Raw genomic sequence first — 23,247 nt, 5'->3', positions numbered from 1 at the left:
TATAGGCCATAGCGCATTTTCCTTTGGCGAGAAAGATGCCTACTATAGCAACTGACCACCTTTTTCAGAAATTGCACCTATCATGCGAATCCAAGTAATAAACTTATTATTTTACAGGATGTTGCCATTAGATAAATAGAGGATGCTATAACACGTTGAATTAAAAATAAAAAATAAAATTTATTCTTTTGAAGGTCATGATCATTTTCATTTTATGATAATGATCGCAAAAAATTTTTTTAAAAAGATGAATACATTTATTAACCAAATTATTAAATGGAATGGTATAACAAAAATAAGTATTTAATTTATGTAAAAGTGTAAATTAAGTTTCTGTTTGAGATAAAGATTAATATTTCTATAAGATAATTCTCATATGGGCAATATTAAAAATATATTTCTATCCATTTTGGCGAGATAGATGTTCGAATTGATGGGAGATACTCAATGAAAAATGAGGGATAGCATAAAGCAAAAGTTTGACCGTTCCTTATGTAATAGTTAATATCTTCTGGTTATCTTAATGATCCCATCGCCTGCAAGGATCGCCTTCGGGTGGCGAACGAAAACTCCTGTAGCCTGAAAGGGAGTGCATCGCAATGCGGTACATCTGCGCACTTTTGGAAGCAGATATCGTCGGACACCTAACCCATCGTCTGGCGATGAAAGTTTCCCGATTTCGTTATGAGATCGGCTTACCACCTAACAGACAGAGCATCTTCTGGCTCACGCTGACCGATACCATTTTAATCGGTATAGCATTCACCTATGTTTTCAATTCATCACGATAAACGTCCAGAAAACTGTGCGGCGTCACTTGCGTAACAGCGCAGCGATTACCAAGTGACGCCGCCGGGCGGCTAACGTCCATAGCCCATCCGGTCTGGCTTTACGACCGATTTGAACCCCGCATTACTCAGTGAAACCACTAAAAACAGACCATTAACCGCTATCTTGTTTGATTGATAACCGATCGTCATATCGGATTTTCAACCCACTGCCTGATTGCAGGCTGATGCAGTAAAAATTAAGGAGAAATGAATCACGTCAAGATAATGAGGCGTTCATTCTGATTGGATCAGACCCTGAACGGGGAGCATGCCATCGCCGTGCTGAGCACGCCGCGAGCTCCTGCAATAACTCAACACAATTCCGCCCTGCTACACATTATCTGACGCACCACGGAACGGTGAACCTGAACCGACACGCAGGGAATTGTTTTAAAAACGACTAAAAATGAAAAAGTAGCAAGAGAGGCGGGAATGGCGCAGGGATCGACACGTTCAAAGGTTGAGCAGTTCAGAAAAGCATTTATCACTCATGCCCGACAGGCGGGCGGGAGTTTTGTCACAGTGGCGGATCGTGAGCGGATTGCACGGTACTTCCTTGATTATTTAAAAAACAATGGCATCAAACTCCGGCAAATGGATAGCCTGAAGGTGAAATATATTGAGCGCTACATTGCCGAACGAAAAGCTCACCATATTAATCATCGAACTCTGCAAAATGAGATGTCTGTACTGCGAGCCATTTTAGCGCAGGCCGGAAAGCACAAGCTGGCCAATCCCGCGAATGCCCGTCTGAGCAATCAGGCTTTGGGTATCGCTGATATGAGCCGCAAGGGAACGAAAATGGCGCTGACACCGTCTGTGTTCCGGGACATTTTTCAGCAGGTGGAGCAAAAAGACCGGCGTGTCGCGGCTGTGATGCAACTGGCGTATGTGCTGGGACTGCGTACCAAAGAAGCGGTCGAAGCCTACAAATCGTTAGCGACCTGGAAGAAAGCACTGGAAAACGGGCAGACTTCCGTGTGGGTAGTGTTCGGCACCAAAGGCGGGCGACCTCGGCAGACGGTCATATTGGATCGGAAAGCCCTGCAACACGCGATTGCTTATGCGGAACGTGAACAGGCCGAGCGCAGTGGAAAATTGATTGATAAACCCACAATCACGCAGGCTATCGACCGTTACCGCTATATTGTCAGACATGCAGGACTGCACGGCAATAAAGCGCCACACAGTATGCGTTATCATTTTGCTCAGCAATCTGGAGAGCATTATATAGCGCAAGGGTTTAGCGAGCGGGAAGCGCTGGCTCTGGTGTCGATGGATTTAGGGCATGGTGATGGGCGAGGGCGCTATATTCGGCAGGTGTATTACCAGAATATTGAGAGTGAATAAACTGTATTGGATCACACACGGCCTGCTGTTTTGGTCATTGGAATACGAGCAAACTAACCTTGAATCTTAGGCGATTATTCATATGTTATCGTTAACTCACTTCTGGACAAACGTGAGTTAGTTGTACCAATGTGATCACCAAATAAGACTCAATCTGACACTATTGATGATGAGTAAGACCTAACCAGACAGGCGGCTTTGTTCCAGAAGCAAATGGATTACCTTTTGTGTCGCTTCCCTCTCCACAGGCTAAAACCTCTTATAACAACTAGTTAAATATCCAGTAATCAAGCATGAGTATATTTCAGAACAATTCGCGAACTGCGTGTGTACATTTTGTCGGAAGCCATTTGCAGCTCAAGCTAAAATATCCGTTGAAAAACCGGTATAACGACGTTAAGTTGCTATGAGTCAAAATCGCAAATAAGGTGATTAAAACATCCGAATTTCGGGCGTGCTGCCTTCTATTAAATTGTTAGGCAGAACCAATAAATCGAGGAAGGTTATGAGTCAAAAAATCTTGTTAGTTAAGTATGAACTAGAGGATGAAATTCCTCTCGATGAAACCTCAAAAGTTTTGCAATCAGCATATATCCCCGACGAATTAATTAACTGGCTTAGCGATAATAACTATTCATTTGAAATACAAATAAAGGAGGAAGCCGGGGTCTCTCCTGATATTCCTGTAACATTTATCACTTTTGAGAACTGTTTGAGAAACGTACTGCCTCACATTGAAACCAATTTGGTTTCTTTGATCCAGCAAACTAAAGAGCACACTTCAGGCGAAGTTATAGCCAAGAAAGAACTGGATAATGACTTTGATGTCTTGTCAATTTGGCTCAACATGCGAAAAGTGCTGAAGGAAAAAATTGAAAAATTTGCTGAGTCTGAAAATATTAAAATTATCATAGGGTAAGACTATGTCAAAGAACTCTGAAAAAGGGAGAAGGGGGGAATTGGCAGCTACTGCGATTTTTTCAAACATAGGTGTTCATGAAAAAAATATCGAAGTTGTACGAGCCAACACTACTACCACTCCTGAAAATGGAGTAGACCTAGCATTAAAAGTGCCTCATAACTTGTCTACAAAACTCGATGAGATTGTAGAAATTGGTGGTTCCAATATTGCACTTTCTAGTGCACAAATTGATGTTAGAGTCCAGATTAAAAATTATACCAAACCAATTAACAAAAGCACAATGCTAGGCTTCGTTGATGATATATCGAAGAATCTTGAATTTGCTGAACATTGGGGAATAGGCGGTATTCGATTAACCAAGGGAGCACAACAAGTTTTGGAAAATGCAAAAGAAATTGCACCTGTTAAGTGGTACACAGCAACAGGCTTTGCAAAAATTCAAGCACACTACCCAGAGATTCCCTTCACAGATATTAATGAAGGCGAGTAATTCTTTGCCTACAAATGCAGTCGTTAGCTTCTCCTATATGGTTTGTCAAAATGATAGGAGTATTCCTTATCCCGCGCACCGTGCAGGATAAGGAAACACGACATGCGGATACTCTCACTATTATGAAAAGGTATATAGAGGAATATATGCGTACCACACAGCACATCATAGACACTCGTTCAATTAAGCGAGTCCTAAATATCCTCCCAGATCACTGGGTGATTCGTGAGCTTACTGAGCGTGATTATGGCATTGATCTTATGGTGGAAATTTTTGAAAAAACTGGGATGAACCAATACGATCACGATGTATACGATTCAACAGGAGCCGTATTTCATGCACAAGTTAAAGGAACAGCGTCGGCATTAAAAATAAAAAGAGATGGCAATTTAAGCTACCAATTTAATAAAGGATCTTTGCTCTACACAGAGCGGTTCAGTACTCCTTTCTTGTTATTTAGAGTGGATGTCTCATCAGAAGATGCGAAGTCATACTTCTTATGGATTCAACGCTATATCAGAGATGTTCTTGACTCAGGCATGCCTGCATGGAGAACCGAAGCAAAAGATTCATTTACAGTAGATATACCGACTCATAATGAAATATCTTCAAACTTTGAAAAGATAGAGAAAATTGCATCAAGACCCCGGCTAATCCAAGAAAGGGTGGAGTTTTGTGAGAGCTATTTCCATCTTTCAAGCCAGCTAGATGCAGTTTCATGCGGCCAGTTCAACCTAGATCCGGATTCTTTGGGACACATAGTGCGATTGGCAAGGCAAATAAATAACCTAAGGATTATCTTCAAGTACAATGACTGCTGCATTAATAAATCATGCGCAAAAGAGTTATTGTCATTCGTCCAATCACTTGATCTTAATACTGATTCATCCGTCTTTTCCAATTTTCCTCACCGATACAACTTTAATCTATTAGCTAGCAGTCTCAATAGTTTTACAGACATCGAAAACTTCTTAGCAGAAAATGATGCCAACACAATTTATTGAAATAGAAGCGAACAAGTCGCTCAAGATTACTCACTTCGAGAGCTGAACAGCCCCAACCTGCGTATGCTTCGCATTTATACGCCGCTTGTGCCTGCTTCTTAGCTCCAATGTTAACGTCAGCTTTTCGCTCGTAACCGACAGACATAAAAATCATTTGGATGAACAATCCAGTATATGTTAGAGCAGGCGAACGGATCGCATTCAGGCTAGAAAAGCGCGAGGTGAAGAACAAGCAATCGCACTTTCCAATGAAGTAACACTATTTACGGCAATGAATCTCCCATTCTTTGATGGCAAACGTATCCATCATTCCGGAAATGTAGTCTACGATAGCCCGCATTTTTTTATGTTCATAACAGCAAGACTTACTATCTGGTAAAGAAGATTTTAACTCAGGGGAGAGGAAATTCACGTTATTTTTAGACATATAAAAACTGAATAAGTCTGTAATAACTTCATTTCCAGTTGATTCATAAGAGAGAATATTTCTCTTCCTCATAATTACTTTGAATAAAAGTTTTTTAAGCCCTTCAGACAAAGCGCCATATCGTCCATATCCTAATTCACTGAAGCCCTTATCTTCTACAACGGTTATATCATTGACTAGATGATTGACAATATTAGCAGTTAGTTCCTTTCTGTAGATAATGGAAAATTCTTCAGAAGATTTAAGGTCTTTTACTTTTGATGCAGTACTTTTTGACATTTCGACTATTTTAACAAAGTCATCATAAGCCTTATTATACTTTGGTGAAATCTTAAACTCATATTCAATATCTTCAATATTGACCATGTTGCGGCTCAGAGCATCTTCAAGATCGTGAGCAGCATAAGCAATTTCATCCGCCAAATCCATAATCTGTGCATCGATTGTTTTCTCACCGGGTTTAATCTCCAACCCTTTATCAGAAATCAAATTAGAATAAAAATTGTAATCCTCATCATAAATAAACTTATCGCTGCTCTCATTTTTAAACGGATATTTAATTACAGAAAGTAAGCTACGGTAGGTTAGGTCTAATCCGTTGCAGTGAGGATATTTCTTCTCAAGGGTTCTTAAAATTCGTAGTGCTTGAGCATTGCCTTCATAGCCACCAATGCCTGCTGACAGTTCATTAAGTTTCTTTTCACCTGAATGTCCAAATGGGGGATTTCCTATATCATGTGCCAAAGCTGCCAGTTCTACGACGACAGGGTTAGTCATTCCAAGGTCTGACGCAATGCTTCGTGCTATCTGAGCAACCTCTAAACTGTGAGTTAGCCTATTTCTGTTGAATTTTTCAGGATCAACTTCGAAAAGCTGCATTTTCTCCTGTAATCTGCGAAATGAAGAAGAATATAGAATACGTGCATAATCTCGCTGGAAATTATCTCGTTTCCTTGTATCAGAGTTACTATCGCTATGTTCCCTGTTGATACCCAAAGAGCTATTTAATTTTTCCTCTTGAACTTTTGCAAATTCTTTAGTCGTATCATTTGACATGCTATATCCTTCCTTATAATTAGAGCCACTATCAAAGATGCCAACTATGTTAAAGCTAGCAATCTACTAACATGGCGCTGTAGAGTTCAGTTAACAGCACACAGATTTACCCGTGTATAATGAGTGAGTTAAAAGATGGGCCGGTCAATCCGGCAGCCAAATATAAAAACAACCGCCGGCATAGATAGTTGTAAAGTGCGTCAGCCCGCCGTTTCTGACGGCCAATCTTCTGGAACCAGAGCGGGTGGCTTGGTCCACGGTTCTTCAATCAATGTATCCTGAAACCACTGCTCGCGCAGGTTTGCATGTTCAGTGACGATCAGTTGGAAGCCAGGTACATCCTCCTTAGTGAATTTCAGTAGCAACTCGAACAACCGACGCACGGCGTTGAGGTCTGCGTCAGCTTCGGTCCTTTGCACTGAACCGTCGGCATCCTTGTAGACCTGCTCAGATGGGAAGTAGACTTGAGTCGGCTGATCGATCAACAGGAAATGCGGGAATGGACGATTATTTTTCGCTGCGAACATATGCAGTGCAAGCAATGCAGACAAGTGGTAGGCCAGATGGTTTTCACCGCCACCAGTGCGACTCATGGGAACTGGACGTTCAGGGCGATCGAAGATGATCGTCAGTTGTGGTAGATTGAGCCTTGCAGGAAAGTCTCGGAACTCGGCCTCGAATTTCTGAATATACTTAGCAATCTGCGCAGAGATATTATTGAGGATCGAGGTCAGACGTTCATTGCTGTCATCGGCACCAATCTGCCCCTCAAGTTGTTTGACCTTGTTAATAAGTCGGCGATTTTCAATTTCCAGTTTAGCAAGATCTTCGTTTGGAAGGAGCGTTTCCAAGAATAAGCTGATACGACCAACCACTCTCGCAGCCGCGTTATTGCGGGTCCCTATCTGAGCAATGAATTCGTTGGCAGAGATAGCCGCTGACAGTTCCGCTTCCTTCCGTTTGATATTGCCAGCGATACCGTCCGCTTTACCAGTCAACTCGGCCAAGTAAGTTTCAAGCTTAGGGCGCTGGCCGGTGGCGATACGTAATTCTTTGTCCAGAGACTCTAATTCGTTCAGTAAGACGATGGCGACAGGAGACTCCAGCGCCAAGTTCTTTTCGCTGAACGGCCACTGCCATTCGCCGCTGTCAGGGTTCTTCGGTAGTGCCTTGATCGAAGCAAGTCGGTCTATCTGTTCGGTGGCCTCGTTTTCGTATCCGCCTGCTCTTCTGGTGAACTGTCTCGCCGCGTCAATGCGGGCCTGAATATCACGGCGGGCTTGACGTAATTGGACCAGTTCATCTTCTAGATACGAAATTCGGTTACCGTCATCGTCCGGCACCATTTCGGGTTTCCATGACAGCACAGATCTCAACGCCTTGATGGTCACTTCAACATTCGGGTTCTCGCCGATGTTCTCAATGACCCCAACAGTCTTAGCTTCCGAGTAAAGGCTGATGGCCTGCACCAGAGATGTGTCGACGTTATCGCGCGCCAGTTCCAGTTTCTTATTGCTGATCCTTAGGTCCCTTTGAGCTATACGTAGCTTAGACTCAAGTTCGAAGCGAGCATGGGAAGATACGCCGAGCAGAATTGGTAACGTGTCACGGATTGCCTGCGGCTGAAATTGCTCATTCTGACGGTAAAATAGTTGGTCCTTATTGGCGATCAATCCTTGCTTCTGGAACAGGTAATAGAAAGTGTGTTTGACGTTCGCATTGTAACTGTTACGGCTGTGTTCAAGCGCAACTTCAGTGCGGTTTTCGGGAATACCGAGCAAGCGCGACAGCAGTTCAACAATACTGTCGTCATCCGTATTGGCTACCAACTCCTTGAAGTCGGGTACTTTTAACTCGGTCCCTCTTCGCAGCATTGCTATGCTACAACTTGCGCTACCACCAAGTGGTGTCGGCTTGGCGACCATAACCTGCTCTTTCTCGAACTGGTAGATCACGGCGAACCAAGCCACCTTATCGCGGATGATACCTTCGGGGACGTTAAACAAAGAACGCCCCATGCAATATTCGATGATCTCGGAGAGTGCGGACTTGCCTGTGGAAGAGCGACCTGTGATGATGTTGAGCCCATCCACCTTGAATCGCAGGTCACGACGCTGGCTATCATGGCTATATATATGAATGGATCTGATTTTCATGGACGGATTCCAAAAGTTGTATAAACAGTCGCCCTGTCGGCGATGCGTGCAAACTCCTTACCGACGATGCGCGCTACTTTCTGGCTAGCTACAGTCTCGGCGGTTCCTTTAATGCTCTTGCGCACTTTCTTGGACACGGTCTGGATGCGACCATCGTCTGCAATGGTGATGCATCCCCTTTCCATCAGCAAACCAAACCCCTCGAGGGCATATGGCAGCATTTGCGTAACCCGATCGGCGAACCCCACCATAATTTGCTGGTTCGTTTCTGCTATCTTAAGCAGATAGCTGCGTGGATTACTGGCAATCACCTCGCGCGAATCCTTGTATAGACATAGGGGCAGAACAAGTAATGACAGAGAGAATGGCATACCACGGGAGTTTTCTTCTTCATAGCCATGTAGGGCACGGAACAGAACCAAACCACAGAATGCGGGGTTAAACAGGTTTCGAATCTCGAAAGGGCGCTGATCCCATCGTTTCATGAAGCGCCCCCTAGCACATCTCCGAGGTGCTCAAGGAATTTGGGATGCCAGTAGACCTTAGGTTTTGGTGAGGTATCGGCTAGAATGTGAAAGCTACCACGAAGGACATAAGGCTCCATCACCCGTGAGCGGATGTGCAGGGATTCAATTTTCCCGGTTTCAAATTCCGCCCAGTTGTAGAGAGTGGCACCAGCTTCACGCAACGCATCCTCGGCACTATCGTCCTTTAGATTCTCGAAAACGACATCCTTGTAACGACTCCACTCGTCGGCGAGACGCTCTTCATATTCCTCGACCTCTCCCGACACAAGCAGGTTTTCGCGCGCCCAAGCCGACCGTTGCTCGAACGCCCGATAGAAGTCCAAAATCGCATTCCTGATCCGGCTAGAGGAGATGCCAATTTTACGTAGTTGAGTTACGAACAGACGCGGATCGGCATCTGTATCAATCTCCTCAACAGGCATTTTCCCGCGAAAAGTGATGGGTAGGTTGTTTGCTTTGTACTCCTCGGAAAAGTTAGAAAGCTTGTCCGAGACTTCGTAGCCAAATATTCCCTCTACTCTGGTGCCGGTCAATTGTTTGATCACTGCATCAGTCCACCAGCCTTCCAGTCGTTCGAAGACGAATTCACGGTGCTCGCGCCGGATACTTCGCATATGATTATCCCTGATGAGAGCTGGAATATCGTCGATACGTGGGCTGCCATCAAGGATCACTATGCGTTCAAGGAAGTCTTGCTTTTCAGAATCACTTAGTTCATTAAACGCCGCCGCGATCGGCGTGATGAGTTTTGATTTTGACTGAGCGAGCGCAGCATTGACCAACTCGCTAAGTGTTTCTGCACCGTTAGAAATGACAGGTTGCCCTGGGAGAAGGCGTGTAAGGAATGAGTCTGTCGATACTGTACCAGTGGTGAATAGAAAGAACCGTAGGTTCGATCCAAGGCAACCATCTCGCTTGTAACGCACCATCCAGATATTGACTGACTTCCAGAAATCGGTCGATAGGTCGGTCAGCCTATCACCTATTGCCTTGTGTTTAAGCGAAGCCAAAGATTTGACTCCGTTGCTATCGAGAAAGTCGATATCATCATCCTTTTCAAGGAAGATAGCAGTATCTTCCGGCAACTGGAGTATATGTAGCAGGGCAAGGCGTGTCTGGTAGATGTATCCCAAACCCTGCTCACCAGCAGCAAACTTGTCGGTGGGAGTTCCGTCCATCTCAAATTCCTAATCTAATTTTCGAAGGGGGGCGACGTTGTGGGAATATGCACATCTACCCACGTCCCATTTATCACAGGCTTCGGCTTCTTCGAGACTGCTGGTTGCTTGTCCCGCATGCCAGCCCATATGTGCCTATAAAACGACGAATTGCAGGCAGAATGAGACATAGCTCTCTATATGGAGATTTTTGAGATGTTCGTCTAGCGATATAAAATTCTACGCTGTTTCTTTTTCACATCACCACTTGATTCCAAAAGTAAATTTAATCTTATAGCCACCTACCTGTCAACGCTGTATGCAATATCAATGGGATATAAAACATTAGATGGAACAAAGACAAGATCATGTGATGATTCCTATGATGCATTTACAGGATCCAGAGAAGGCAGGGTAATTATCGTTATTCTTACGGAAACCGGTTAAACATAGAGGTTATCTGGCAGCAATAAGAATAATCAGGAAACTAAGTTTACATATCGGGTGCTGAGCCAGTAGACTTACTAGCACAACGTGTAGTTATGATTAATTCCGCCGGATAAACCAACGTAAAACTTTTAACGTCCGCTCCTCGTTCATAGCCGACCGTCAAATTTAATCGTGCCCTACCGTAGGATAGAGTCAGGTCAAGTCGCAGCTAATAAAAATCATGACTATCATGACTATTTTGATTCTCTTTCACATGTCATATTAACGTAAATTTAAAGCCTTCTATTTGGAGTGGTCTGGAAATAGGTTACCGATATAATTCAGCCAGCGACACCAACACACAATAGGGCATAAATGATTTAGACAAACGACCAGAACGGGTCACCTCGTATTGACAACCTCTCCCTGACTCCCCCAAAATCCCGTTGTGTTCCTGACATTATTTTTTTGTCCCAGGAAATGAATTACCCATTGACCTGATGATTTCCGTTTATTAGCGTAGTCAGACTTATCAATGATCCGGTCGCTTGCGAGGATCACCTTCGGGCAGCGACAGCAACACTCCTGTAGCCTGCAAGGGAGTACACACTGTGTGGTACATCTGCGCACCTTTGGAAGCAGATATCGTCAGTCTGATGACGATGAAGGTCTCTTAATCTCATCCATGATGGCCAACAGGCCAGTCACCCAACGGGGAACACATTTCCCATTGGGTCAGGTGTTCTCCGTTGTTTTATCAGGAGAATACCATGCAACAAAATACCACCCCGGCCACGGTGCACACTGTGTCCCCGGCTGAATTATCCCCTTTTGCTGAAATTTTTCCGCACACCGGTTCACTGGAACTGATGCTGCTGGAGCACACGTTCATTAAAGCCGCTGCTGTGCTTTGTGACGATGAGCGGTGTGACCGATGGCAGTACCGGAAAGTGTCAGACCGCATCGCCTATATCGTGCCGATGCGGCCGGATTCTTCTGTGGTTAACGTGGATACGACTGACTTTAAAGGTGAAGTCTCCGCCGATGCCTTTGGACTGATGGTGACCCTGAGCGTATTGGGTTATCTGACTGACCTGATGAAGCTGGACGGGTACGCTGAGCGGTTTTGCGCCTTGCGTGAATATGCGTGGCAACATCCTCAGGCTTCGTGTATCCGGGCGGCTTTAGGTTTAAAGGGTGCATAGCGGGAGAAAGTGATGCTAAATAATGAACTGATTATGCTGGACAGTCTTGCGCTGTCGGTCGTGTTTCCCGACAAAACCCCGCTGGAACGGTTGTTTCTGGGGTTTCTGCTGGCGAATACCGCTTCACAGTTGTGTGGTGCGTATCGTCCTGAGCGGTGGAGCAGCCGGAAAGTGTCTGAATCACTGACGTATATGATACCCACAGCGGCAAAAACCTATTCGGTTTATCTGCCGGAGACGAAATTGACTGTCACGCTTTCTGCGGATGCGTTTGGTCTGGCCGTCACTGCTATTGTGTTTGCCCGTATCGCACAGCTGGATGAACCGAATGCCGATGCGTTCCGGTTCTGCGAACTGCGGGAATACGCGCTACACCACCCGGAAACCGGGCTGATACGTGCTGTACTGGCGTTACAGCCTAAAGAAGAAGTCATCAGTCCGGCACTTGTCCATAGCCCGAATAACAACAATGACCACTGACGTTATCAGCCCATGAAGCTGTTAACTCTTTTCTTAAGCGCCTGACCGGGGAGCCGACAACACCTTCCTGTATTGGGCGGGTGTTGTCTTTTATTGACGTCAAATCAAGGGGGAGCTGCACCATGAACCCGGTTTTTTTACCGATGCCGGATAACACGGTATTGGCCTCGCAGGAAGACATTTTTACCGTGCAAGTCACCGGCCTGCTGCAACATCCCCAACGGCCCCAATCGCTGCGGGAGGAAACCCTGACCGTGTGTGAGACAGACTCGGTCACCGAAGCGGTACAACGGCTGAAAGTGATTCATTTTTTGGGTGACTGGCCGGTACCGGAAATGCCCTCTACTCAGTGTCGGCGGGCTTTTTTTCCACTGACCGTGATGATTTATGACGCCAAAGATAACAAGGTACTCGGCGGCCGCTTTTATGACGAGATTGTCTGGGCGCAGCCGGTCACAGTGACGTCAGAGCGTCTGTCACTGGAGCAGAAACAACTGCGCTTGTGTCAGTTGGCCACGTTTGAGCTGAGCTGGCAGAATGCAGAGGCGGCCCGTGTCTTGTGGCATGAGGCGAATTTACTGTCGCTGCATGTGGTGTCGCCTGATTATCAGCACCATCATGAAGTACAGGATATTCTTCGGCACGGCACAACTGTCAGTATCTGAAAGTGAGGTATCACCATGGAACCCTTACGTTTAACGGTCTGGCAGATGATTGCCGCTGCGCTACTGAAACGCCATTTTGGCCTGAACCTGAACGATACGGTGTTGTGTGAAACCGGTACCGTGGCGGAACTGCTAACCAGCGGTGTCCGGCCTTCGGAAGCCATTAACGAGTTGGTGGATAAATACGACTTAACCCGGCTGAATTCGCAGGCTATTCCACGCAGTACGCCTTATCTGGATATCCACGATGAACTGACGGTCATTTTTGATAGCGGTCTGGCTGAAATGCTGTTCAGGCAAGCCAAACCGTAACCCTTTTTTTATTACCCATCGGGGGAACTGACTCCTGTGGGGAACAGTTTCTCCTGTTTACGCTTATCAAACTTATGAGGAACATAATCATGGCAGAATGGGTTACTAATCAACTGGAAGTCACCGGCAAATCCGTCTGTATCGATGTGATGCAGCAATGGGTCTGTGGGGAAGAATTCCCCCGTTACCGTCAGGCTGTATTGCAGAGCCTGCGGCTGTTTCTGGCCGGCTGTGCGGGGATATTAAAGCCGACCAAACCGCAAACCTACACGCCGTATCCGGAACTGGTACGGGGGACGGCAGCGCCGACCGCGCAGAATCTGGCGTTTGAACAATGGCTGGCGCTGTTACAGGACAATGTGTTGCTAACTACAGAAAATATGAAGCGGATTGACAGTATCTACCGCCAGTCGGGCTTAAGCCTGCTGCGCTGGGAGAATGTGCCGACGTCAGCACGTGACATTATCGCCCGCCTTCTGACCCGCCAGTACACTGACTGGTTCGGGATGGTGGGCTGGTCTGACAATCTTGATATCAGTGCATGCTGGGAGAAGCTGGCGGTTTCCCCGACCTCTGCACAGCCGTGCGATATGCTGATGATACGACCAACCCGACTGGCCACGGAAATTAACGGCAACAGTGGCTTGCTGAAAGGGATAGCCACCACGGCTCAGTTCTACGATGAGCACTATGGGCTGGAATGGCCGTTCGGTTATCATGTCCGCTGGGAACGGCGCAATGTCAGCAGTCTGATGGTGCGTTTTGACACCCCGTGGGTACCGCCCTCGGCGGAACTGATGGGCGGATTGTCGTCGGTGTTTGATTGTGAAATCCGGCACTGGTACAGCGAACCGTCAGGCCAGCTCAAAGGCTACGATTGTTATGATCAGGGCGAACATGTGGACAGCCACAACGGGCAGGCAGGACGTGAAAATCGTCCGGCACTGTATCTGGTTAACGGCGACAAAACCGAAACAGCACCGGCATTACCTGCGATTGCCGTCGGGCAGTAACTCTCTGTTTAAATTATCTTTAATTTATCTTTACTTCAACCGAATGGGGAAGCAGGTTCCCCTTTCGGGGTGTGTTTTCCTTTTTTTGTTTTATAAGGAAAACACGCAATGGCACCACGTCCTGATTATCAACATGAATTTATTTCGCTGTTTAAACAAACTGCACGCTACCACAACCGTCATCAGGTCTTTCGGGATTTTTGCAACTGTACGATGGCGGCGATCCACAACAAATATTGTTTCAGTGAGGAACTGGAGCAGTTCTATCTGAAAACCATCAGGAAGTACAAGCGGGAAGATGTTGACCGGATCGTCAAACTTTTTTCGTATACCGTGCTGGCGCTGGCAGAAGAACCCTGTGATTTTCTCGGCAGTGTGTTTATGCGGCTGGAACTGGGGGATAAGGGGCTTCAGCAGTATTTTACCCCCTGGGGCGTGGCCAGAATGATGGCACAATTACAATTGAATGATGTGTCTGAATTGTTGCAGACCCAGCCTTTTGTCACCCTCCACGAGCCTTGCTGTGGTGCCGGTTGCATGACTTTAGCCGCTGCCGAGGTATTACGGGAGCAGGGGCATGATCCGTTATCCAGTCTGTGGGTCTGTGCCATTGATATTGACCCGTTGGCAGCGGTGATGACGTATATCCAGCTTTCCCTGACCGGTATTCCGGCTGCGGTCACTATCGGCGATGCGTTGCGTGATCCCGGCAGCGAACGAACCCGCTACACGCCTGCCCACTATCTGGGTAACTGGTCACAGCGTTTGCCGGCCTATGAACAAGCCGCATGAACCTTTTTTCACATTGACTATGCTTCCGACTCATTGCGCCTTTCGGGGCGCTTTTTAATTTTTCAATGCCATTAATCTATTGATTTATGATGAAAATTAAGCTGATTCAGTAAGCTGAACAATAGGTGAAACGAGTCAGGTTAATTTTCATTTTCGCAAAAAGAGTTTCTCCTTGTTTCAGAGTGGGATTGACCGACACTGGGCCAAATTTGAAAAGGAGAAAAATGATGTTTGAACGTTTTAAATCGCATTTTACCCGTCCGCCTGCGCCACAGAAAAAATCATCAGAGCAAAAAATAAGCGAGGTTCGTGATAACGGGGGCTATTTCTGGCCACAATCGACTGATACGTTGCTGGCAACGCCCTTGCGCCGTCAGTGCCTGCAACAATTATGGCAAAACAGTACATTACCCGAAGGCTTGTATCAGCGTTTTTACCTTGCACCGGTGAAGCAATTGCTGGGCAGCGTTCAGCAGGTACCCGCCGCTCCGGAGGGCGACTGGTCAGGCCGTGGCGGGTTTGCTGACCTGACGATGCAATTTACCACCTGTGCCGTGCGGTTAGCGAAAGGGCATCTGTTACCACCGGGTGTCGCACCAGAAACGCAGGCAGTACAGAGTGTCTTATGGCAGGCGGTGGTGTTCTGGGCAGCGTTATCTTACCACCTGCCGCTGTTGCGGCAATTGGAGGGTGAGCTGGACGACGGGCATTACTGGCAGCCGGGCGTCTGTATCCCCGACAAACCGTTTCGTTTCCGCTTTCGTGCGCCCGGAAATGTGTTGCTTGTACCACAGGAGCTATTGCTGGCCGCCCGCCTGTTACCGGAAGAGGTCATCCGGTGGGTGATGACGGTGCCAGAAGCATGGTGTTGTTTGATACTGCACATGAATGGAAATCCCTCTTCTCTCTCACTGATTGACGCTTTGCTTCAGGAAGCGGCCGAATGGGTTCACTCGCCCTTGGTGAAGCCGGTGATTTCACCGCCTCCGGTAGCAGAAACAGATTTCGATTCTGAAATTGATGTCGTACCGGAAACCATATCCATTCCTCCCGCAAATGAAATGAAAAGTTTATCTCAATCCACTTCGGATGATACCCAGACGTTATTGTCATTATTTCAATTCAATGATGAAGCTTTGCCGTCAATAGGTATGAATAAAAATGATAACGATTTGAAGTAATTTGATGAGCCGCCGTGAGTGGCTTATCAATATGTTAATATTGAAATAATTTTATTTAGTTATTTATTTTTACGGAATTATTAGCTGCTTGCTGTATCGAAAAGCAGCGTTGTTGTGTTGTTGATAACAGGAAAAAATGATGCACGGAACAGAAGAAAAAATGGGCTGGGATGAATTGTTAGACGAGTACTTTTTTTCACATATCCTGAGACCAGACACCGAGTGGAGCTATCGGAAGGTCGTGCGGGGTTTTACCCGATTTATGGGGGAAGGCATATCACCGGAACAGGTGATTCACCGGGAGGTGTTGCGGTGGCGGCGTCATCTTCTGCTGGAGAAAAAACAGTCAAGCCACACCTGGAATAATAAAGTGGCTCATCTGCGGGCGATTTTTAATTTTGGTATGGAGCGGAAATTACTGCCCCATACCGAGAACCCGTTTAACAATGCGGTGGTGAAAAAAGAGAAGAAAAAGAAGAAGATCCTGAGTGATTCGCAGATAAACCGTATGAACCTGTTGATGGGGAAGTTTGCTGAAGAAGAAAGAACACAGACGATACCACGGGGAGGGCGATGTGCCTTGTATCCGACCTGGTATTGGTCAACGGTGCTGTTTACCCTGCGCTTTACGGGAATACGCCAGAATCAGTTACTGCACCTGCGGCTGCGGGATATCAATCTGGAAAATAATTATATAGAACTGGGTCTGGAAGGCAGTAAAAACCACTGTGAATGGGAGATACCGATTGTTCAGCCACTCAAACCCCGGTTGGCGCAATTAGTTAAGCGTGCAATAGCCGCCGACGCTAAAGCTGACGATCCTATTTTCGATCTCAGCCGATTAAGTGTGCCGCACCAAAGCCGGCTTTCCCGTTACAATTATGATATTGACAGGGAAAAACAACAGCTCCGTTCTTTCTTCCGTCGGTTGTCCAGAGAGTGCGGCTTTGCAGTTTCTCCCCACCGTTTTCGTCATACGATGGCAACGACACTGATGAAATCGCCGGATCGTAATCTGCCGCTGGTAAAACGCTTATTGGGGCATCGTAATGTGGCGACCACGATGGAATACATTGATCTTGATATGGAAGTGACGGGCAAAACTCTGGAACGGGAGCTGGGGTTGTATACCGATCGCTCTGATGAGAGTTCCGATGAGAATGAATAAAACGGCGTAAAATAAAAAAAGACAGGGCAGGTTTCAGACAGGATTGAGGTGGAGGTGTGAGTGAACTGCCCTGCATCAATAGGGATGGTATGAAAAAATGGCTAATTTCGATCCCCTGTCCCGTAAAGTTTTTCCCTTACTTGACATCAGAATCAATTACTGAAATCATTACCTTAAACGAGAAAAGGGTAACTGTTAAAACAGCTACCCTGTCATCTTGTCTTAAATGTTCTTTTCAACTAAACAGTACAAATTGAGCTGATTAGGATTTAACATTTAATTAACGATTGATTCTTTTTTGCGCTTTTGTCAGGAAATTTAACAACCTAGGACAAACCCGCATGGAAACTTGGTGCCCGGAGGCGGAATCGAACCACCGACACGGGGATTTTCAATCCCCTGCTCTACCGACTGAGCTATCCGGGCTAACGGGGCGCATTAAACCGTATTCAGCCTAATCCGTCAAACGCTTTCTGCAAAAAAACTATTAAAATTGATTGCTTGCTCTATTTTTATACCAACTTAGTGTGGTTATTCAGCTAGGGCTGTTTTTTATTAACTTAATGCCCCATTTTTCCGGCATTTTGTGATGGTTAGTATATCTTGTGCCAGTAGTTTCGCTGTGTTTACATCTTCAAGCTTTCTGTTCACTAATAACTTACTGAGACATCCTTCAAGGATAAGTTCCATCTGTTTGGCGACTTGCTTACTGTCGTCAATATCAAGTTGTTGCAATAACTCTTCCGTGTAATGAAAAGAATTTTGTTTTTGCAATTCTGCCAATTGGTGGATTGGATGGTCTGCGTCAGGAAAAGCACTGCAAGCAGCAATGAATAAACAGCCCGGATAACGATGTTCTTGGACTTTGTCCTTGAGGGCATCGTAGCGTGCCAATAATTTTTGCTCAGGGCTTAAGGTCTCATCCAGTAGGGTTTGACGCTGCCAGATTTCAATCTGTTGGCTGTGATAGCGAAGACAATCATAGAGCAGCGCTTCACGATCGGGCCAAAAATGCCTTATCTGGCTAATATCAACATTCAGGGGAGTTAAAAGTGTCTCCAGTGTTGCTGACAGTCCATGCTGTTCCAATGAGTTAAGAACATGTCTAAGTACATATTCACGTTGCACAGTAGCTCTCCTTCCAGATTATTTTTGTTGTAGTCGCTGTAGTTGCCGGTTAAAACGCTGTGCGTCCATGAATCCATTGACTTGCAACTCGGTTAGCTCTTTTCCCTGCGTATCAAAAAATAAGATAGTGGGAAGTCCATATACATTCAGTTTTTGTAACAATTCTTTCTGCTTTGGGCCGTTATCTGTGACATCCGCCTGTAACAAAAGGAATTGGTTCAATTGTGCCTGTACTTGTGAATCACTAAAAGTATATTTTTCAAACTCCTTGCAAGCCACACACCACTCAGCATACAGATCCAACATAATCGGTTGATGGCGATTCTCAGCTAAAATTTGACTTAATTCCTGCCAGTTATTGATTTGTTGAAATTGCAGGGTAGTTTTTTGCTGTTCCGCTGTAGAACTTCCCCACACCCAATCTTGCAAAGGGCGTGAAGCGATAAGAGCCAGAGCCAGTAAAATAATCTGTAAGACCCGCATCCAGCCATTTTTGCTGCCTAGTGTTAATGCAAGTGCCCAACCAAAGAAAGATACAGCCAATAGGCTCCACAATCTTATGCCCCATGTGTCGCCAAGCACCCGTTCAAGCAAGAAGACTGGCAGAGCCAATATAATGAATCCGAAGGCTTCTTTGACATACTGCATCCACGGGCCACTGCGTGGCAGGAGTTTGTGACCAAATAGTGTGACTGCGATAAGCGGCAGTCCCATTCCCAATGCGTAAAGATACAGAGTTAATCCTCCGACCAATGTATTACCGCTTTGGGCTATATAAAGCAAAATAGCACTGAGCGGTGCGGTAGTGCAGGGAGAAGCTATTAATCCCGCTAAAGCCCCCATAACGAATACGCCAATGTAAGAGCCGCTTTGCTGTTGATTGCTCCAATTCACTAAACGAGTTTGGACAGAAGAAGGAAGTTGTAATGTATATAGCCCAAACATTGATAAGGAGAGCAAGATAAACAGTACTGACAGCCCTACAAGGATGTAAGGATTTTGCAGAGCCGCTTGAAATTGTAAGCCGGCAGTCGCGACGACTACGCCAAGTATAGTATAAGTGAGCGCCATCCCCTGAACATAACTCATGGCGAGCCAAAAGATTCGTTTCAAGCTGTCAGGGCGTTTTTGACCCAAAATAATGCTGGAAATCAGCGGATACAAGGGCAGCACACAGGGAGTAAAAGCAATCCCAATTCCAATTAACAGCGCCCAGAGTGGCGAAAATGGGGTGTCATGGGGTTTAGAGGGAACATATCCTTGTTGCGCGGTTTCATTACTGGATTGGGGGGAAGCAACAACGGCTTGCAATGGTACGTTCAGGGTTGCAGGTGGATAACAATAACCCGCTTCTGCGCATCCTTGATAAGTAACCTGAAGAGATCCATCGTTGGTGGCTGACAGGATAGGGATATTAATGCGCGCTGATTGAAAATAGACCTCTGTCTTACCAAAAAACTCATCTTTATGATTGATGCCTTTGGCATACGTAATTTTACCCAGTGATGCTTCTTGATTAGGAGTGATACTGAATTGTTTTCGATAGAGGTAATAACCGGGTTTGATATCCCAGTTCAGTGTGAGTTTATTTCCTTGTTGCTGAAAATCAAACATGAATGCCTGATCAGCAGGAAGGTAGAGATGTTTCTCGGATTGTTCAAACAGTGCGCTAGCTTTGCTAGGAGACAGAACGATACCGCTAAACAAGAGAAACAACATGAGAATACGTTTCATCATAAGGTAATCTTTAACCTGCCTGTATCGTGGGTTTGATTCGTAAACTTTATAAGAACCTGAACTACAATCGATGATGTTCATAGCAGAAAGTTAATCGTATAATATTAAGACAATCATATGTTTTTGAAAAGGAATAAAGTGCAAGGACGGGAGAGTTCAGGGGCCTGTCAGCCCCTGAAATAACGTTTCAAAACATTCGATATGTTGAAGCTACAAAATCATACCACCAAACAGGAAACCGAATGTGACAGCCAATACAACGGCAATAGTGCCTGGAATAAAGAATGGATGGTTGAAAACAAAACGCCCGATACGGGTAGTTCCGGTATCATCCATCTGCACAGCCGCAACTAATGTCGGATAAGTTGGCAGGATAAACAGGCCAGATACGGCAGAGAAAGATGCGATCGCTGTTAATGGCGTGACATGCAGTGCCAGAGCCATTGGCATCAAGGCTTTCGCTGTTGCGGCTTGTGAGTAGAGCAAAGCTGAACAGAAGAAAAATATAATTGCCAATAACCACGGCTGGGCATGAATCAAACTCCCCGCAGTTTCTTTGATCCAACCCATGTTAGCTTGAACAAATGTGTCCCCTAACCATGCAACTCCCAAAATACAGATACATGCACTCATCCCTGCTTTAAAAGTGCTTGAATTTAAAATAGCGTCGGTATTAACAGAGCAAATAATGGTGGTAAGGGTAGCAATACTGAGCATGATGATCAAAATCGCATTTGTAGTGTTCATCAGGGGTTTCTCAACAAGGCCGATACTCGGGCTGTTGATAATGGCATAAATGACGACACTAACGACCCCCAGGAAGAACAACAAAACAGAGCGTTTTGCTTTGGGCTTGATTTGAATCTGGCTGGTTCCACGCATTTCTACCAAGTTATCTGCAAGGCGTTTTTGGTAAACGGGATCATTCGACAACTTGGAATCAAAAAGCCATGAAATAATGAATGACATAAGGATGATGGCGCAAAATGTTGAAGGTAATAATACCATTAACAGATGGATATAACTGATGCCTTGTCCTTCCATAATGGATGCCATGTAAACAACAGCTGCAGAAATAGGGGAAGCAGTGATCCCGATCTGGGCAGCGACAACAGCGGTTGAGAGTGGACGGCATGGTTTTATGCCCTGCTCTTTAGCAACTTCTGCAATAACTGGCAGTGTTGCCAGTGAGATGTTTCCCGTACCTGCAAACAGCGTCAGAAAATAAGTGACGATAGGTGCAAGGATTGTGATGTATTTGGGATTCTTGCGCAGTAATTTCTCAGTTTGCTGAACTAGATAATCTAGCCCCCCAGCCACTTGCATGGCTGATATTGCAGCAATGACAGCCATGATTATAGAGATAACATCAAATGGAATACTGCCTGGTTTAACACCGATGGCGGCGAGAATTATCACACCAAGTCCACCAGCAAAACCAATACCTATTCCTCCTAATCTTGCCCCTAGAAAAATGGCCAGCAGAACGATAACCAATTCTACGGCTAACATGTTAAATACTCCTTCATTTATTTAGTCTTATGAAAATTTATGGTTAATATTTTGTGTTTGCTGAAAATTAAAAAGGCACGCTTCCGGTTGGAATTGCGTGCCTTAATAATTAAGACGAACTCGTTATTATAATCAATTTAATTAGTCATCAAAACGTTTGGCTTTATAAGTTGGATGTTTCAGGTTCTCAACGGAGAATATATCATCTAACTCAGCTTCAGTCAGCAAACCTCGCTCAAGCACGACTTCACGGACGTTCTTGCCAGTTTCAGCACAGATCTTGCCCACGATATCGCCATTATGATGGCCAATAAATGGGTTCAGGTAAGTGACAATACCGATAGAGTTGAACACGAAGCTTTCACAGACTTCTTTATTGGCAGTAATGCCGTTGACACATTTTTCAACCAGATTACGGCATGCGTTGCTCAGGATAGACATAGACTCAAACATAGCCTGACCAATCGCCGGTTCCATTACGTTAAGCTGCAACTGACCGGCTTCTGCTGCCATCGTGATGCAGGTATCGTTACCAATGACTTTGAAGCACACTTGGTTAACGACTTCTGGTACAACAGGGTTAACTTTAGCTGGCATGATGGAAGAACCAGCCTGCAATTCTGGCAGGTTGATTTCATTCAGGCCAGTACGGGGACCGGAAGAGAGCAAGCGCAAGTCGTTACAAATTTTGGACATCTTAACAGCCAGACGCTTCAACGCGCTGTGAACCATAACATAAGCCCCGCAGTCAGAAGTAGCTTCGATCAAATCTTCTGCTGGCAGGCAAGGCAAGCCTGTCACTTCCACCAATTTTTCAACGACCAGTTGTTGGTAACCTAGTGCAGTATTCAAACCAGTACCGATAGCAGTAGCGCCAAGGTTGACTTCCAGCAGCAGTTCTGCCGTACGGGTGATGTTTTTGATCTCTTCTTTCAACAGAATGGAAAAAGCACGGAACTCTTGGCCCAGAGTCATTGGGACAGCATCCTGCAACTGGGTACGGCCCATTTTCAGGATGTCATCGAATTCAATCCCTTTTTTGTCGAAGCCTGCTTTCAGAAGCTCAATTGAGCCAATTAAGTGCATCAGGGAATTATAAACAGCAATACGGAAGCCTGTAGGATAAGCATCATTGGTTGACTGGCTTCTGTTCAGGTGATCATTTGGGTTCAGGTACTCATATTCACCCTTTTGATGTCCCATCAACTCCAAGCCAATATTTGCCAGCACCTCATTGGTATTCATGTTCAGTGAAGTACCTGCGCCACCCTGAAAGACATCAACAGGGAATTGATCCATACATTTGCCTGCATTGAGGACTTCATCACATGCTTTGACAATAATGTCCGCCACTTTTCCCGGAATAGTATGGAGTTCTTTGTTTGCCAGTGCTGCGGCTTTCTTTACCATCACCATGCCTCGGATAAATTCAGGCACGTTGTTGATGGTACGGTCACTAATATAAAAATTTTCAATCGCACGTAGAGTGTGAATGCCGTAATAGGCTTCAGCAGGAACTTCTCGTTTACCTAACAGGTCTTCTTCGATACGAATGTTGTTTGACATGAGAACCTTCTTAAATTAGATGCGTTTTTTACTGTTCTATTATGTGTTTGTTGAGAAATAATGTTGCCAACAACAATTTCCCTGATATTAGTCACTTATCATGGAATTGCTGCGCGATCATATGTGGATTTGTGAGAAAT

At 45.5% G+C, this 23,247-nt stretch carries 22 protein-coding genes and 1 tRNA gene; 14 read left to right on the top strand and 9 right to left on the bottom strand.

Annotation, left to right across the window (positions count from 1 at the left end):
- Window positions 1-599: 599 nt before the first annotated feature.
- From BM135_RS16505 to BM135_RS01890, 5 genes are all read left to right on the top strand, one after another.
- The gene (locus BM135_RS16505; RefSeq protein ID WP_139204066.1) at window positions 600-791 is read left to right on the top strand and encodes a hypothetical protein; all 192 of its coding nucleotides are present in this window, start codon (window positions 600-602) and stop codon (window positions 789-791) included.
- Between the two features lie 471 nt (window positions 792-1,262).
- Window positions 1,263-2,180 carry an integrase domain-containing protein gene (locus BM135_RS01905; protein WP_092517292.1) on the top strand — a complete coding sequence of 306 codons (918 nt, stop codon included), beginning with the start codon at window positions 1,263-1,265 and terminating at the stop codon, window positions 2,178-2,180.
- A gap of 505 nt (window positions 2,181-2,685) precedes the next feature.
- Window positions 2,686-3,099, top strand: coding sequence for a hypothetical protein (locus tag BM135_RS01900; protein WP_092517290.1), 414 nt, complete (start codon window positions 2,686-2,688; stop codon window positions 3,097-3,099).
- A 4-nt stretch (window positions 3,100-3,103) separates the two neighbouring features.
- Window positions 3,104-3,592: a hypothetical protein gene (locus tag BM135_RS01895; protein ID WP_092517288.1), complete on the top strand. Its 489-nt coding sequence runs from the start codon at window positions 3,104-3,106 to the stop codon at window positions 3,590-3,592.
- A 146-nt stretch (window positions 3,593-3,738) separates the two neighbouring features.
- A complete protein-coding gene (locus tag BM135_RS01890; RefSeq protein ID WP_175485884.1) occupies window positions 3,739-4,596 on the top strand; it encodes a DUF4365 domain-containing protein in 858 nt (285 codons plus the stop codon).
- 259 nt (window positions 4,597-4,855) lie between these two features.
- Here the strand turns inward: BM135_RS01890 and BM135_RS01885 are convergent, their stop codons facing one another.
- The 4 genes from BM135_RS01885 to BM135_RS01870 all read right to left on the bottom strand — a co-directional run bounded on the left by BM135_RS01885 (window position 4,856) and on the right by BM135_RS01870 (window position 9,940).
- Entirely contained in the window at window positions 4,856-6,079 is a 1,224-nt protein-coding gene (locus BM135_RS01885) for a deoxyguanosinetriphosphate triphosphohydrolase family protein (protein WP_092517284.1), read from the bottom strand.
- A gap of 200 nt (window positions 6,080-6,279) precedes the next feature.
- Window positions 6,280-8,235, bottom strand: a complete 1,956-nt coding sequence (locus tag BM135_RS01880; protein WP_092517282.1) for a DUF3732 domain-containing protein — start codon at window positions 8,233-8,235, stop codon at window positions 6,280-6,282.
- On the bottom strand, window positions 8,232-8,720 hold the full coding sequence (locus BM135_RS01875) for a three component ABC system middle component (RefSeq protein WP_092517281.1): 489 nt from the start codon (window positions 8,718-8,720) through the stop codon (window positions 8,232-8,234). The genes BM135_RS01880 and BM135_RS01875 overlap by 4 nt, the downstream gene beginning before the upstream one ends.
- Window positions 8,717-9,940, bottom strand: a complete 1,224-nt coding sequence (locus BM135_RS01870) for an ABC-three component system protein (RefSeq protein ID WP_092517279.1) — start codon at window positions 9,938-9,940, stop codon at window positions 8,717-8,719. The genes BM135_RS01875 and BM135_RS01870 overlap by 4 nt, the downstream gene beginning before the upstream one ends.
- Window positions 9,941-10,883: 943 nt before the next feature.
- On the opposite strand from BM135_RS01870, the gene BM135_RS16500 reads away from it, so the two are divergent.
- The 9 genes from BM135_RS16500 (at window position 10,884) to BM135_RS01830 (ending at window position 17,164) form a co-directional block, all read left to right on the top strand.
- A complete protein-coding gene (locus tag BM135_RS16500) occupies window positions 10,884-11,168 on the top strand; it encodes a hypothetical protein (protein WP_139204065.1) in 285 nt (94 codons plus the stop codon).
- Window positions 11,119-11,553, top strand: a complete 435-nt coding sequence (locus BM135_RS01865; RefSeq protein ID WP_092517278.1) for an antirestriction protein — start codon at window positions 11,119-11,121, stop codon at window positions 11,551-11,553. The genes BM135_RS16500 and BM135_RS01865 overlap by 50 nt, the downstream gene beginning before the upstream one ends.
- A gap of 60 nt (window positions 11,554-11,613) precedes the next feature.
- Complete coding sequence (locus tag BM135_RS01860; protein WP_245737264.1) at window positions 11,614-12,033, top strand: antirestriction protein; 420 nt, start codon at window positions 11,614-11,616, stop codon at window positions 12,031-12,033.
- Window positions 12,034-12,155: 122 nt separating this feature from the next.
- A complete protein-coding gene (locus tag BM135_RS01855) occupies window positions 12,156-12,698 on the top strand; it encodes a hypothetical protein (RefSeq protein ID WP_092517274.1) in 543 nt (180 codons plus the stop codon).
- Between the two features lie 15 nt (window positions 12,699-12,713).
- A complete protein-coding gene (locus BM135_RS01850) occupies window positions 12,714-13,010 on the top strand; it encodes a TA system toxin CbtA family protein (protein ID WP_092517272.1) in 297 nt (98 codons plus the stop codon).
- Window positions 13,011-13,099: 89 nt separating this feature from the next.
- On the top strand, window positions 13,100-14,023 hold the full coding sequence (locus BM135_RS01845) for a DUF1281 domain-containing protein (RefSeq protein WP_092517270.1): 924 nt from the start codon (window positions 13,100-13,102) through the stop codon (window positions 14,021-14,023).
- Between the two features lie 108 nt (window positions 14,024-14,131).
- The gene (locus BM135_RS01840; RefSeq protein ID WP_092517268.1) at window positions 14,132-14,815 is read left to right on the top strand and encodes an N-6 DNA methylase; all 684 of its coding nucleotides are present in this window, start codon (window positions 14,132-14,134) and stop codon (window positions 14,813-14,815) included.
- Between the two features lie 224 nt (window positions 14,816-15,039).
- Complete coding sequence (locus BM135_RS01835; RefSeq protein WP_245737262.1) at window positions 15,040-15,996, top strand: TraI domain-containing protein; 957 nt, start codon at window positions 15,040-15,042, stop codon at window positions 15,994-15,996.
- Window positions 15,997-16,135: 139 nt separating this feature from the next.
- Window positions 16,136-17,164, top strand: coding sequence for a tyrosine-type recombinase/integrase (locus tag BM135_RS01830; protein ID WP_092517264.1), 1,029 nt, complete (start codon window positions 16,136-16,138; stop codon window positions 17,162-17,164).
- A 350-nt stretch (window positions 17,165-17,514) separates the two neighbouring features.
- On the opposite strand, the gene BM135_RS01825 is transcribed toward BM135_RS01830, so the two are convergent.
- The 5 genes from BM135_RS01825 to aspA all read right to left on the bottom strand — a co-directional run bounded on the left by BM135_RS01825 (window position 17,515) and on the right by aspA (window position 23,107).
- A tRNA-Phe gene (locus BM135_RS01825) sits at window positions 17,515-17,590 on the bottom strand.
- Window positions 17,591-17,719: 129 nt separating this feature from the next.
- The gene (gene dicD / locus BM135_RS01820; RefSeq protein WP_092517262.1) at window positions 17,720-18,292 is read right to left on the bottom strand and encodes a division control transcriptional repressor DicD; all 573 of its coding nucleotides are present in this window, start codon (window positions 18,290-18,292) and stop codon (window positions 17,720-17,722) included.
- Window positions 18,293-18,310: 18 nt separating this feature from the next.
- On the bottom strand, window positions 18,311-20,029 hold the full coding sequence (locus BM135_RS01815; protein WP_092517260.1) for a protein-disulfide reductase DsbD: 1,719 nt from the start codon (window positions 20,027-20,029) through the stop codon (window positions 18,311-18,313).
- A gap of 210 nt (window positions 20,030-20,239) precedes the next feature.
- Window positions 20,240-21,541: an anaerobic C4-dicarboxylate transporter gene (locus BM135_RS01810; protein WP_092517258.1), complete on the bottom strand. Its 1,302-nt coding sequence runs from the start codon at window positions 21,539-21,541 to the stop codon at window positions 20,240-20,242.
- Between the two features lie 141 nt (window positions 21,542-21,682).
- Window positions 21,683-23,107 (bottom strand): aspartate ammonia-lyase, encoded by a 1,425-nt coding sequence (aspA, locus tag BM135_RS01805; RefSeq protein ID WP_092517257.1) that lies wholly within the window; start codon window positions 23,105-23,107, stop codon window positions 21,683-21,685.
- Between the last annotated feature and the right edge of the window lie 140 nt (window positions 23,108-23,247).

Origin of the sequence: Xenorhabdus japonica, assembly GCF_900115195.1 — a bacterium.
Taxonomy (GTDB): domain Bacteria; phylum Pseudomonadota; class Gammaproteobacteria; order Enterobacterales; family Enterobacteriaceae; genus Xenorhabdus; species Xenorhabdus japonica.
The sequence above is the reverse complement of the archived record's forward strand: the minus strand, read 5'-3'. Positions and strand labels throughout refer to the sequence as shown.

Coding starts and splice junctions, on each gene's coding strand:
- BM135_RS01905 (WP_092517292.1), top strand. CDS start 1,263: ATGGCGCAGGGATCGACACGTTCAAAGGTTGAGCAGTTCAGAAAAGCA.
- aspA (WP_092517257.1), bottom strand. CDS start 23,107: ATGTCAAACAACATTCGTATCGAAGAAGACCTGTTAGGTAAACGAGAA.
- BM135_RS01815 (WP_092517260.1), bottom strand. CDS start 20,029: ATGATGAAACGTATTCTCATGTTGTTTCTCTTGTTTAGCGGTATCGTT.
- BM135_RS01830 (WP_092517264.1), top strand. CDS start 16,136: ATGCACGGAACAGAAGAAAAAATGGGCTGGGATGAATTGTTAGACGAG.
- BM135_RS01895 (WP_092517288.1), top strand. CDS start 3,104: ATGTCAAAGAACTCTGAAAAAGGGAGAAGGGGGGAATTGGCAGCTACT.
- BM135_RS01890 (WP_175485884.1), top strand. CDS start 3,739: ATGCGTACCACACAGCACATCATAGACACTCGTTCAATTAAGCGAGTC.
- BM135_RS16505 (WP_139204066.1), top strand. CDS start 600: ATGCGGTACATCTGCGCACTTTTGGAAGCAGATATCGTCGGACACCTA.
- BM135_RS01885 (WP_092517284.1), bottom strand. CDS start 6,079: ATGTCAAATGATACGACTAAAGAATTTGCAAAAGTTCAAGAGGAAAAA.
- BM135_RS01835 (WP_245737262.1), top strand. CDS start 15,040: ATGATGTTTGAACGTTTTAAATCGCATTTTACCCGTCCGCCTGCGCCA.
- BM135_RS01875 (WP_092517281.1), bottom strand. CDS start 8,720: ATGAAACGATGGGATCAGCGCCCTTTCGAGATTCGAAACCTGTTTAAC.
- BM135_RS01840 (WP_092517268.1), top strand. CDS start 14,132: ATGGCACCACGTCCTGATTATCAACATGAATTTATTTCGCTGTTTAAA.
- BM135_RS01845 (WP_092517270.1), top strand. CDS start 13,100: ATGGCAGAATGGGTTACTAATCAACTGGAAGTCACCGGCAAATCCGTC.
- BM135_RS01850 (WP_092517272.1), top strand. CDS start 12,714: ATGGAACCCTTACGTTTAACGGTCTGGCAGATGATTGCCGCTGCGCTA.
- BM135_RS01870 (WP_092517279.1), bottom strand. CDS start 9,940: ATGGACGGAACTCCCACCGACAAGTTTGCTGCTGGTGAGCAGGGTTTG.
- BM135_RS01855 (WP_092517274.1), top strand. CDS start 12,156: ATGAACCCGGTTTTTTTACCGATGCCGGATAACACGGTATTGGCCTCG.
- BM135_RS01865 (WP_092517278.1), top strand. CDS start 11,119: ATGCAACAAAATACCACCCCGGCCACGGTGCACACTGTGTCCCCGGCT.
- BM135_RS01880 (WP_092517282.1), bottom strand. CDS start 8,235: ATGAAAATCAGATCCATTCATATATATAGCCATGATAGCCAGCGTCGT.
- BM135_RS01810 (WP_092517258.1), bottom strand. CDS start 21,541: ATGTTAGCCGTAGAATTGGTTATCGTTCTGCTGGCCATTTTTCTAGGG.
- BM135_RS16500 (WP_139204065.1), top strand. CDS start 10,884: ATGATCCGGTCGCTTGCGAGGATCACCTTCGGGCAGCGACAGCAACAC.
- BM135_RS01900 (WP_092517290.1), top strand. CDS start 2,686: ATGAGTCAAAAAATCTTGTTAGTTAAGTATGAACTAGAGGATGAAATT.